The 11,217-nt window shown below is 40.8% G+C and carries 11 protein-coding genes; 4 read left to right on the top strand and 7 right to left on the bottom strand.

Going from position 1 to position 11,217, the window contains the following annotated elements:
• Positions 1–247: 247 nt before the first annotated feature.
• On the bottom strand, positions 248–781 hold the full coding sequence (locus O9332_RS22915) for a retropepsin-like aspartic protease family protein (RefSeq protein ID WP_185237484.1): 534 nt from the start codon (positions 779–781) through the stop codon (positions 248–250).
• Between the two features lie 83 nt (positions 782–864).
• On the bottom strand, positions 865–1,206 hold the full coding sequence (locus O9332_RS22910) for a histidine triad nucleotide-binding protein (RefSeq protein WP_002757854.1): 342 nt from the start codon (positions 1,204–1,206) through the stop codon (positions 865–867).
• A 232-nt stretch (positions 1,207–1,438) separates the two neighbouring features.
• Between O9332_RS22910 and O9332_RS22905 the strand changes: the two genes are divergently transcribed.
• Both O9332_RS22905 and O9332_RS22900 read left to right on the top strand, forming a co-directional pair.
• Complete coding sequence (locus O9332_RS22905) at positions 1,439–2,914, top strand: YifB family Mg chelatase-like AAA ATPase (protein ID WP_373276128.1); 1,476 nt, start codon at positions 1,439–1,441, stop codon at positions 2,912–2,914.
• A 115-nt stretch (positions 2,915–3,029) separates the two neighbouring features.
• Positions 3,030–3,272, top strand: coding sequence for a hypothetical protein (locus O9332_RS22900; protein WP_192846060.1), 243 nt, complete (start codon positions 3,030–3,032; stop codon positions 3,270–3,272).
• Here the strand turns inward: O9332_RS22900 and O9332_RS22895 are convergent.
• The gene (locus O9332_RS22895) at positions 3,194–4,498 is read right to left on the bottom strand and encodes a hypothetical protein (protein WP_002757850.1); all 1,305 of its coding nucleotides are present in this window, start codon (positions 4,496–4,498) and stop codon (positions 3,194–3,196) included. The genes O9332_RS22900 and O9332_RS22895 overlap by 79 nt on opposite strands.
• Positions 4,499–4,696: 198 nt before the next feature.
• Here O9332_RS22895 and O9332_RS22890 point away from each other — a divergent pair, with 198 nt between their 5' ends.
• On the top strand, positions 4,697–5,125 hold the full coding sequence (locus O9332_RS22890; protein WP_002743840.1) for a Tery_1686 family protein: 429 nt from the start codon (positions 4,697–4,699) through the stop codon (positions 5,123–5,125).
• Positions 5,126–5,199: 74 nt separating this feature from the next.
• Here O9332_RS22890 and O9332_RS22885 read toward each other — a convergent pair whose 3' ends face one another.
• The 4 genes from O9332_RS22885 to O9332_RS22870 form a co-directional block, all read right to left on the bottom strand.
• Positions 5,200–5,766 carry a hypothetical protein gene (locus O9332_RS22885; RefSeq protein WP_002757849.1) on the bottom strand — a complete coding sequence of 189 codons (567 nt, stop codon included), beginning with the start codon at positions 5,764–5,766 and terminating at the stop codon, positions 5,200–5,202.
• On the bottom strand, positions 5,766–7,166 hold the full coding sequence (locus O9332_RS22880) for an AAA family ATPase (RefSeq protein ID WP_288027561.1): 1,401 nt from the start codon (positions 7,164–7,166) through the stop codon (positions 5,766–5,768). The genes O9332_RS22885 and O9332_RS22880 overlap by 1 nt, the downstream gene beginning before the upstream one ends.
• Positions 7,167–7,390: 224 nt before the next feature.
• A complete protein-coding gene (locus O9332_RS22875) occupies positions 7,391–7,975 on the bottom strand; it encodes a pseudouridine synthase (protein ID WP_002751273.1) in 585 nt (194 codons plus the stop codon).
• A 171-nt stretch (positions 7,976–8,146) separates the two neighbouring features.
• Positions 8,147–8,935, bottom strand: a complete 789-nt coding sequence (locus O9332_RS22870) for an ABC transporter permease (RefSeq protein ID WP_288027559.1) — start codon at positions 8,933–8,935, stop codon at positions 8,147–8,149.
• Positions 8,936–9,243: 308 nt separating this feature from the next.
• On the opposite strand from O9332_RS22870, the gene O9332_RS22865 reads away from it, so the two are divergent.
• On the top strand, positions 9,244–11,217 hold the full coding sequence (locus tag O9332_RS22865; protein WP_288027557.1) for a protein kinase domain-containing protein: 1,974 nt from the start codon (positions 9,244–9,246) through the stop codon (positions 11,215–11,217).

The raw sequence follows: 11,217 nt of genomic DNA, 5'->3' as shown, positions 1-11,217 counted from the left end.
GGTAGGGCTGATTCATTCTCTGAATCTAATTCTTTTTTTGCTACCTTTAATCGCTTATGCGGTAAGCAAAGCACGACGTTTTTAGAAATTTTCAGATATTTATTCCGAGAAATCGACTAAAAACGTTGCCAGATAAAGATTTGAGAGAATGACATTTGAGAGAATGAAACGACCCTACCCTTATCAAGGGGGGCAGGGGGGATCGAACCTAAAATCCATTTTTAGTTTAATTATAACCAGCTACTTATCAACGATGACGTAATTCAATCACATCTTTTTTGATCGTGACATCATAGGAACCAAAAAAAGTTTGTCCCAAGAGTCCTAATCCTTCCATTTGGGGAGAAATACCAACAATCTGATTAGATAAAGCCACCTCGCCAACCTTAACAGAATTAATGCGACCAAGATAAACAGTAACGACACCGCCGGCGGTATGAGCGACTACTTCCTTTTCCCGTTTGACTTTCATCGCTTTCGCCATGGCATCGGTGAGGACGATGCCACTAGCACCTGTATCAAAAAGCATTTCATAATAGTGACGGTTATTAAAAACCACCATCACCGTGGGAATGCCGTTAACCCGGCGTTGAATCGGTAGCTGATAAACTTGCGGGGAATTTTTCCTATTTCTAGATGAACTGCCACAGAGACGGCTAAGATCTATGTGTTGTCCATCTGCTCTTTGGAGAAAGCATTCCGATTGAGCGAGAGTCGTAGGGGTGAAGGGAAATAACAGCAGGGTGCTGGACAATGCGATCGCAGAAATAGACCTATTCATGGGTTCAACATCGAGAAGACCGACTCGGAAAAGAACGATTCTAGTTCTAGAATTCCCCAAAAATGCGGGAGAATAACAGGAGTTTAACCCGGAGGCCAAGCCATTATGCGATCGCCTAAGAGATGGACATGAAGATGATCGACGGTTTGACCCCCATGTTCCCCATTATTGATCACTACTCGATAACCTTGACTTAATTTAGCTTCGGCGGCCACTTTTTTAACAGTTAGTAACAAATGTCCCAATAGATCTCGATCGCTGTCGCTGGCTTCCTCTAGTTTCGGAATCGGTTTTTTGGGGATAATGAGGATATGGGTGGGTGCTTGGGGATTAACATCTCGAAAAGCGAGAACCAGATCATCTTCATAAACGATCGAGGCTGGAATTTCTTTCCGGATAATTTTGCTAAAAATAGTCTCACTCATAGACAGATTACTTTTTTTTTCAACTATACCATTAAGCTCTCAGCTTTTCTGGCTAGGTTATCCCGAGAAATACGCTGATTTTCAGGGTAAATTCCCAGATAAAATCATTTTTGTGCGGAAAACTAGCCTAACATCCTGTTTCATTTTCCTAAGAACTCACTTTATTTTTACTTGAGCCAAAATGTTAGCAAGGGTTTGGAGTGCGGCAATTATCGGCATCGATGCCATTAAAATCGGGGTAGAGGTGGATGTATCGGGGGGATTACCCGGAATTGCCGTGGTGGGTTTACCCGATACCGCCGTGCAGGAGTCGAAAGAAAGGGTAAAAGCTTCCCTAAAAAATGCCGGATTTGCCTTTCCCATCCGCAAAATTGTCATCAATTTAAGTCCCGCCGATATCCGCAAAGAGGGGCCGATTTATGATTTACCGATTAGTATCGGCATTTTAGGGGCTTCCGAACAGGTAGAAGCCGATTTATTGGGGGATTTTCTCTTTTTAGGTGAATTATCCCTCGATGGTAGTTTGCGTCCCGTGGCGGGGGTTTTACCCATTGCTGCCGCCGCCGAAAAAATGGGGATTAAGGGTTTAGTGGTTCCTGCCGATAATGCCAAAGAAGCGGCCGTGGTCAAAGGCGTACAAGTGTATGGGTTTCGTCATCTATCGGAAGTGGTAAATTTCTTAAATGAACCCGATCGCCATTCACCGATGACTTTTAACGCTGCCGAGGAATTTGGGCGATCGCGGGTAAATCTCCCCGATCTCAAGGATGTCAAAGGCCAAGCCATTGGTCGTCGGGCCCTGGAAATTGCCGCAGCTGGAGGTCATAACCTAATTTTTGTCGGGCCACCGGGCAGCGGTAAAACCATGTTAGCGCGACGTTTACCAGGTATTCTGCCCCAGCTTACCTTTGCCGAATCCCTAGAAGTCTCCCAGATTCATTCCGTCGCCGGATTACTGAAAGATCGAGGTTCCCTGGTGCGCGAGCGTCCTTTTCGCAGTCCCCATCACTCCGCTTCCGGGGCAGCGCTGGTGGGAGGTGGCACTTATCCCCGACCGGGAGAAATCTCCCTTTCCCACCGTGGTATTTTATTTTTGGACGAATTAACGGAATTTAAGCGCAGTGTCTTGGAATATCTCCGGCAACCCCTAGAGGATGGTTATGTGAGCATTTCTCGCACTCGTCTTTCCGTCGCTTTTCCGGCCCGTTTTACTCTAGTGGCCAGTACCAATCCCTGTCCCTGTGGTTATTACGGCGATTCGGTGCAACCCTGCAGCTGTTCACCGCGACAACGGGAACAATATTGGGCGAAATTATCGGGGCCGCTTTTAGACCGTATTGACCTACAAGTGACGGTAAATCGCCTGAAACCAGAAGAAATGACCCAAGAGAGTCGGGGAGAAGCTTCTGAGCAAGTGCGGCAACGGGTAGAAAGGGCCAGACAAAAGGCCAGCGATCGCTTTCAGAATACGGGGATTCGCTCTAATGCGGAGATGAATTCCGAGCATTTGCGGGGTTTTTGCGCTCTTGATCATAGCAGTCGCCATATTTTAGAAGGGGCAATCCGAAAATTGGGTTTATCGGCCCGAGCAATGGATCGCATTCTCAAAGTTGCCCGCACCATTGCCGATTTAGGAGATAGTGAAATGCTGAAAAGTTCCCACGTTGCCGAAGCAATTCAGTATCGCACTCTCGATCGTTTAAGTTAGGGTTTGCGGCAAAAAGTTTGTTGCTGGGGTTAGGAGTCGGTCGTCAGGATTCAGGATTCAGGAGTCTGGAGATAGGGTTTTAGGGTTTTAGGGTTTTAGGGTGTTGGGGTTTTAGTTGAAATTCCCCCAATACCCCACTACTCCACTTCCCCATTTCCCAATTCATAATTCCCCCATTTCCCCACTTCCCCATTTCCCCACTTCCCCATCTCCCTACACCCCACACCCCACACCCTACACCCTACACCCCACACCCTACACCCTCTTTCAAGTCAGGAGTCAGGAATCGGGGGATTCTAAGCGTTTTTGCCATTCTCGATCGATTTTATCCGAGCGCTCGCTCTCTTGTTCGAGATAGTCTTGATCCGTAGAATAACTAATATCAGCATCCCTAATCACTTTTTGGTCGGCAAATTGACGAGAGTAGGCCAGTTTTTGCTCTAATTCAGGATTATTTTGGGCTAATAAATCTGCTCTTTTTTCTCGCTGTTGATTGCGTTGATTAACCCGCTTATTTCTCCACTGTAAAAAGAAATAACGACCGAGGGGAATCCCCAAAAAAGCAGCGGCATAACTGAGGAGAAAACCGTAGATACCTGTGACTATCGACCCCAGAGAACCGCTCAAATCAACACTATCACTGTTGAGCAAAAATCCTAAAACTAAAGCGAGGATAAAGTTAACCACCCCTAAACCTAAAGCTAAGATAATTTGACCGCTATCCGCTTCGCTAAACTTCCAGCTTTTTTCCCTTAGATAGGGTGACAATGCTTGTACTTTTCTCTCTTTGGTTGTCACCTGTAGATCGGGAAAATAATAGATAATATCGCCTCGATCGGACACCTGCGGCAACCCATTAAAGCGAGTTAAAACTGGAAGTATATAATCTTCTGTCTCCTCCTGACTGGGGGTAATACTATCCAGATAGGGGGCAATTTGTGGAGCAATAATCGAGCCACGATTATTTTGAATTACTTTACCGATAGTTTGCCAGCGTCTCTCCTCTAAATTAAAATTAGGATCGCCATCGCCAAAGAGAAAAGAAAAAACTGCCTCGAGAAAATTCATCTTACTAGGGGGTTTTTCTGCCTTAACTTCCCGATCTCTTCTTTCGTAGTAGTTATTACCAAAATCGGGATAAAAAATCCAGAAAAAGTCCGTGGGAAAGAAGTTAATATTAATTTTGCTATCTCCAGAATTGTTATCCGAGTCACTATCTTTGAACATTAAGCCTATCAGGATCGCCAGAATAGCGAGCAACAGGATTAAAATCGAAATAATTAAAACAATACCAAAGGAAATGCGAATAACATAAAAAACTACTTGCCAGATTTTACTCCCGAAAGCTTTTAACTGCAATTGCCAATATTTATTCAGAAGAATTGAGCGAAAATTTTCGGGAAAAAGATAGATAATCTCCCCCGTATCTGCTACCTGTAAATGTCCCCCCGCTTCCGCCGCTAAAGCTAATAATCCCTGTTGTGCAGCGTTAATCTCTAAACCCGATTTTGCCGCCACATCACCCACCGTAACCCGATAGCCTAATTTTTCGATCGATTGTAATAGAGACTCTTGGGGATTCATAGAAAATACTGTTCCTGTCGATTATCCTATTTTCTAGTTTAGTTTTGATTTTGTCTTTTTGGCAGCGGCTATCTTGATTGACAGGTGCGGCATTTTGGACTCGATCGAGAAAATATCGTTATAATTGTTCCAATAGTCGCAAAAAGCAGGGCTAAACTGTATAAATAGTTACTTTATAAGCAATTATCAGAGGTGAGCATGAATGCGTCGGAACAGGCAAAAGGATTAGAATTAACGGCGAAGATCGCCACACTCGTCAACCTGTTTAAACAACAATTCCCCGATGCAAAGGCAGATCTGAAACCTTGGCGCAATGATCCCCACACAAGGGAGTTAACGGATCCCGACTCGATCGATATCGCTTTCCATTTTCCCGGTTGGAGTCCCAGAATTCAAGGGCGCAGTATTCTGGTACAAATTCGTTTTCATCTCGATAGCGAGGATCAGCATCAGCGTTTGATTGGCTTAGAAATGCAGGCTTTTAACCATCAAGGAACCGCTTGGCGACTATCTACGGTGGAAAATTGGCAATTAGTCGGCAATTATCAACCTTCTCCTAAGGTGGCTGATAAGTTAAAATATTTCAGCCGGCAGGTGTTTGAAGTTTTTAAAAATGAGCATCGATAAGGCTCTTTCAGCACTCTCGGCAAAAGATCGTTATTCGATCGAGATTAAATCGGTCATAATGAGAAGCTATAGGACTAAATTAATTCTTGAAAGTGCTTCGCTTTAGCGGAAATTTTTAACATTTTTTCTGGTTGATCGTGAATCTCATTTTTTTGAGAGGATTTACGGCTGCTGGTGGTTGTTTTAGAAATACTGATATTTTTAATACTAACAAAGCGATATTGATAGTCCTGAAGAAAATCGGGTTGATTCCCAAATAAGCGTCCGATTTCACGACAATAGGAGACAAAGCATTCGGCTCCTTTTAATTGTTTGGTTATCGATGAATTAGAATCTCTGCTTTTCTTCATTTCCAGACAAAGGATAACTTTTTCAGAAGTGGTATTAGCGATAATTATAAAATCTGCACGCTTACACTCACCTTTATCACCAGTAAAAATTGTGCGGACATCAAAAAACTCATCTAGCTTGATCACAATAACTCGATCGGGTTCAGGCATTCCACTAATCACAAACGAATAGTTATCTTGATTTTCTGTCAGTTTCAGTAAATAACTATCTCGTTTGTATTCTTTTTTATACTCTAACTCTACTATCGCACAATCCCTAATCATTTCTTTGAGGATAGCAATATCAGACATTACTCCTCACCCCAAATAATAGCCGTTTGAATACGATTCATATTTTCGATAGTAGTATCAAAACTACGCGCTTCAATACCCATTTCTGGATCAATTTTAGCGGGATTTAAAGTGTGAAATTTGGTCTTTCTTTTTTGTCCTTTTAAAATCTTTGAATCTTCTTCAGCAATATAGACTTTAACTTGATCGGCCGATAATAATTCCTCTTGTCTATAGCCTTCTTCTGCGGCAATTTGTTTCAGGTGTGGTTGATTATGGTTAAGCATAATTAATGTGTTTATTTCCTTGATAATATAATCACTGTGAGTAGTGATAAAAACTTTAATACCAATGTTGATCAGTCGAGCGAAAAGTTTAGCGATACGGCGTTGATTTTCTGGATGGAGATTTAATTCAGGTTCATCTACTATCAACAAATCTCCGATGCGAGCTTCGTGTCTTAAATAAAAGCCAATGTCTAAAAGAGAACGTACAGCACTAGAACTTTCATCCATCGATAGTCTAAGTCTTTTTCCTTGTCTTTTTACTTTAGGAATGTAATAAAGTTCATCATTGTTAGTAATCATATATTGACCACCAATAATATCGGCAAAATCTTCTAAAATACTGGGATGATTTTCGTCAATAAAGCTAGTTTTTTTGACAATTGTTTCTATTTGTCTAGTAAAATCTACATTTTTTTTAACCGGTAGCGCATAATCCTGAGAAACATTAAATAACAGTTCACTAGGATCAAAATTGCTATTTTTGCTAATTTCTTCCAGTAAACGATTACGAGCAAAATTTAACTCTTTGCGAAAAATTGCCGCTCCTGTCCTTTCTGCACTGGCAATAAATAACCTGGGAAAAAACTGAGAGAAAATTATATCTTGGATGCTGTCGTAAATGATCTCCTCAAGAAAATGCACTGGCAGATTTATTTTTTCTGTTTCTGTTAATAATGTGATGGATAAATAAGGGTCATTTTCAGGTTTGCTAATCGAGATAATTTCCCATGTTGCTGTACTAATTTTCTTTTCATACTTATTTTGAAATTGAATATTGTCAAAATTTAATTCTATCTGAAAATCAACATTTTTAAATCTCTCCTCGTTGGCCGCAAAAACTTCAGGTATTTGTTGAATATATCTTTGACAACCTGTAGTAAGAATACTTTCACACTGTTGAACATACTCCTGTAGATCGAGACTAATTACACCATCAGAAAGTAGTTGCTCAATTTTTTCTTTGAGGCCAAATCTTGGTTTCGTTAATAGTCTTCGCCAAGTGTCTAAAAAACCGAATAAAGCGTAGGTAGCATAAGTTTTACCTGTATTATTACGACCACAGATAATTGTGAGGTCGCCTAGACTGAATTCTGCTTGTTTTAAAATGCCAAGATTTTTAATTTTAACTTTCATATTTGTCTTTAGGTTTAATATTCACGATTATAGATAATTGTGGGTAATTTGATCAAGTCCCAAACTATACATTCAACTTTGGTTAAGTAGGGAGGCAGAATTATTTGTAGGATGGGTTAGCGGTAGCGTAACCCATGCAGGCGTTGGGTTTCATGCTTCAACCCAACCTACGTTCATCTTATATTTAATTCCACCCACCCACTTATCAAGGTTACTTACAGAAATTATAACCTTTCCAAGGCTTTTCTCTCTTTTTCAGTCACTTCTCGCCATTGACCGGGTTGTAATCCTGTTAAGCATAATTTATTGTTTTTGTCAATAGTAATGGCTGTTCTAATTAATCTTAAAGTCGGATAACCAACGGCAGCCGTCATCCTTCTTACCTGACGATTTCTTCCCTCAGTTAAGGTAATTTCTAACCAAGCGGTGGGGACAGATTTTCGATAACGAATCGGTGGCTCTCTGGGGGGTAAATCTGGTTCAAAATCTAGTAAATTAACTATTGCTGGTCGAGTGCGATAATCCTGAATAGGAAGACCTTGACGCAATTTTTCTAAAGCGTTTAGGTCTGGAATTCTTTCGACTTGTACCCAATAGGTACGCGGATGAGCAAATTGACGATGACCCAAACGATGCTGTAATTGACCGTTATCTGTGAGTAATAATAATCCCTCGCTGTCCCTATCTAAACGACCGACAGAATAGATATTCGGGATGGGAATATAATCTTTTAAAGTCGAGCGACCATTTTCATCAGTAAACTGACATAATACATCGTAGGGTTTATAAAAAAGGATATATTTATTCAAAGTAAAAATAAGTCAGGAGATAGGAGTCAGGAAATAGGAGTCAGGAGCTTTTTGCTTTTATCAGTAAAAATCAAACAGTAATCCATGAAAATAAAGCTCAAAACTTGCCACTTAATACTATTCACTGAAAACTAAAATCTGATAACTGATTACTGATTACTGATAACTGATTCAATCCCGTTGATGGGAGAATTGATAAGCACCGACAATCGAGAGAAGAATAGCGACGATTAATAAAATAGGGATAGCGAACCAAGGAAATTGATTTATATCGTAGGCTGCGGCTCTTAATCCCAGACTAGCATAGGTGAGGGGCAAGGAATAAACAATAATTTTTAATGGCCAGGGTAAGGTTTGGGGGTCGAAAAAAGTTGCTCCTAAAAAAGACATCGGCACGATTACAAAGTTATTATACAGACTGACACTTTCGAGGGATGTAACTCGCAATCCGACAATTGCCCCTAAACCGGCAAAGACGGCACAATTTAAGATTAAAACTAATAAAAAGAGGGGATTGAGAAAACTGGCAAATTTTCCTGTAAATAAGATAGCAACGAGAATCACTGATGCAGAAGTCATTACACCGCGCAAAATTCCCGCGAAAACTTTGCCTAAAAATAATGAGAGGGGATGGACGGGAAGTAATAATAATTCCTCGAAGGTTTTACTAAATAAGCGATCGCCACAGATGGAAAAGGTGGTTCCCCCGAAACTGATCGCCATTGAGGACAGGGCCACCATTCCGGGTAAAATAAATTCTAGATAGGAATCGCCGAGTGAGGGTTTCATCGAGCGATCGAGGGCGCTTCCCAACCCCAACCCGAAACCGATAATATAGATTAGGGGAGAAACTAAACCTGTGGCGGCGATCTGAAGGACTCTCGCGCGTAAATCTAGCCATTCTCCCCAAAATACGGTTAAAGTGTCTGTTAATATCGTCTGAGCTTGAGCTAGTTTCACTGGTATTTTGGTTAATTAGTAAATATACTTTTAATAATAATTAATATTTGTCCCCTTTTTCAAGAGTGGCTCATCCCAGTTTAGTAAAATGTAGTAAAATGTAGGGTGCGTTAGACGGCGACAATCTCTGCTTAAACTTGAATCTAACAATCCGTCGTAACGCACCACACCTAGGATTAATTTAATTTGGTGCGTTAGCGATAGCGTAACGCACCCTACTACTACTACTGACTTATGATAAAATGCCTTCAAAGACAGGTAAGGGAAAACTTGCAATTATTCACCCAATAAAATAACTGATAGCCGAGATGAAACCCTGTTACTGCATTAATCCCGATTGTTCTCAACCAGGGCATCCGAGTAATAATAACTCGAATACTCGTTACTGTCAAAGTTGCGGCTCTCAATTGTTGTTAAATGGTAAATATAGGGTGAGTCGGTTATTGAGTGATACGACCGGTTTTGGCATTGTTTATGAGGCTTTTGAAGGTTTTACAGCCAAAATCCTCAAGGTATTACAAGAAAAATGGAATAATCAACCGAAAGCAGTGGAATTATTTAAACGGGAATATGACGTTTTATTAGAGTTGAGTCGTCAAAATGTCACTGGTGTTCCTCGAGCAGATGCCTATTTTCAATATTCCACGAGAGAAGGGAAAATATTACACTGTTTAGTTATGGAAAAAGTGGAGGGTATTGATTTAGAACAGTGGCTAAACCAGTATGATATTTTAAGTCAAAAACGAGCCTTAAAATGGCTGAGAGAAATGACTTTAATTCTCGATAAAATTCATCAACAAAACTGGCTTCATCAAGATATTAAACCCCCTAATATTATGTTGCGGAATAGTGGCGAGTTGGTGTTAATTGATTTTGGGACAGCAGGGACAGCAAGGGAAGAAACCCAAACCTATCATCAAAAGGGAAAAGGTCAACAGGTGACAGGTATTACCTCGGTCGGATATACACCCAATGAACAACAACATAGCCAGGCGGTGATTCAATCAGATTTTTATGCTTTAGGACGAACTTTTGTGCATTTATTAACTGGAAAACATCCTTTAGAAATTTATGATGCGGTTAATGATGTTTTAGCTTGGCGAGAAGAAACGGAAAATATTCACCCGTTATTGTTGGATTTTATTGACGAGTTAATGGGAAGATTGCCAAAGAATAGACCAGCTAATACTAGGGTTATTTTACAACGTTTAGATCAGATTGAAAGGCAATTAAAGTTACCTCCTACAACTCCTAATAGACCATCTCCACCACCAAATCCGCCTCCTATTGTAACTCAAAAACAATCGCCAGTTATTCCTAAGATTAATTCTTCTCCGCCAGTTTCACCTGTAGCTGTACCCCAAAAAACACCAGGACAACCGATTAAAAAGAATAAGCTGAGAAATAGAATGATAGCTCTTGGTGGAGTTTTGTTATTAGGAGTAGGAATAACGCAAGCTTATGGTTATTTTAAAAGTCAGGAAATAAACTCACCACAAGAAAAAAAATTTTCAGAACATAGTTTTCCCGATAAAACCCTCACTGGTCATTCTGACGAGGTTTTTTCAGTAGCATATAGTCCCGATGGCCGCTATTTAGCTAGTGGGAGTATTGACCAAACTATCAAAATTTGGGAGGTAGCAACCGGAAAAGAATTGCGTACCCTTACTGTTTATTCTTACCTTTACGGGGCTGATGTAGTATATAGTCCCGATGGCCGCTATTTAGCTAGTCGTAGTGATGACAAAACTATCAAAATTTGGGAGGTAGCGACAGGAAAAGAATTGCGTACCCTTACCGGTCATTCTGGTCCAGTTTTATCAGTGGTATATAGTCCCGATGGCCGCTATTTAGCTAGTGGGGGTGGGCTTCGTGACAATACTATCAAAATTTGGCAGGTAGCAACCGGAAAAGTATTGCGTACCCTTACTGGTCATTCTGACTGGGTTTGGTCAGTGGTATATAGTCCCGATGGCCGCTATTTAGCTAGTGGGAGTTACCAAACTATCAAAATTTGGGAGGTAGCAACGGGAAAAGAATTGCGTACCCTTACTGGTCATTCTCACTCGGTTAAGTCAGTGGTATATAGTCCCGATGGCCGCTATTTAGCTAGTGGGAGTGGTGACAAAACTATCAAAATTTGGTTCTTCGGTTTGTCTTATGCAACGTACAGGATTATAAGGAATGAAACCCTTATAGAGAAAGACATTTGGCGATTTTTGTCAATTGTTTGCGATCTGAAGCGAACTAATCAATTAAATCTCTTGCCAGATAAGGATTGA

It is taken from the genome of Microcystis sp. LE19-10.1B (assembly GCF_027530565.1).
GTDB classification, from domain to species: domain Bacteria; phylum Cyanobacteriota; class Cyanobacteriia; order Cyanobacteriales; family Microcystaceae; genus Microcystis; species Microcystis aeruginosa.
The sequence above is the reverse complement of the archived record's forward strand: the minus strand, read 5'-3'. Positions and strand labels throughout refer to the sequence as shown.

Bases quoted from the DNA above. Each gene is read 5' to 3' on its own strand.
- O9332_RS22890 (WP_002743840.1), top strand. From the start codon at position 4,697: ATGAATGCGTCGGAACAGGCAAAAGGATTAGAATTAACGGCGAAGATC.
- O9332_RS22915 (WP_185237484.1), bottom strand. From the start codon at position 781: ATGAATAGGTCTATTTCTGCGATCGCATTGTCCAGCACCCTGCTGTTA.
- O9332_RS22895 (WP_002757850.1), bottom strand. From the start codon at position 4,498: ATGAATCCCCAAGAGTCTCTATTACAATCGATCGAAAAATTAGGCTAT.
- O9332_RS22865 (WP_288027557.1), top strand. From the start codon at position 9,244: ATGAAACCCTGTTACTGCATTAATCCCGATTGTTCTCAACCAGGGCAT.
- O9332_RS22885 (WP_002757849.1), bottom strand. From the start codon at position 5,766: ATGTCTGATATTGCTATCCTCAAAGAAATGATTAGGGATTGTGCGATA.
- O9332_RS22880 (WP_288027561.1), bottom strand. From the start codon at position 7,166: ATGAAAGTTAAAATTAAAAATCTTGGCATTTTAAAACAAGCAGAATTC.
- O9332_RS22910 (WP_002757854.1), bottom strand. From the start codon at position 1,206: ATGAGTGAGACTATTTTTAGCAAAATTATCCGGAAAGAAATTCCAGCC.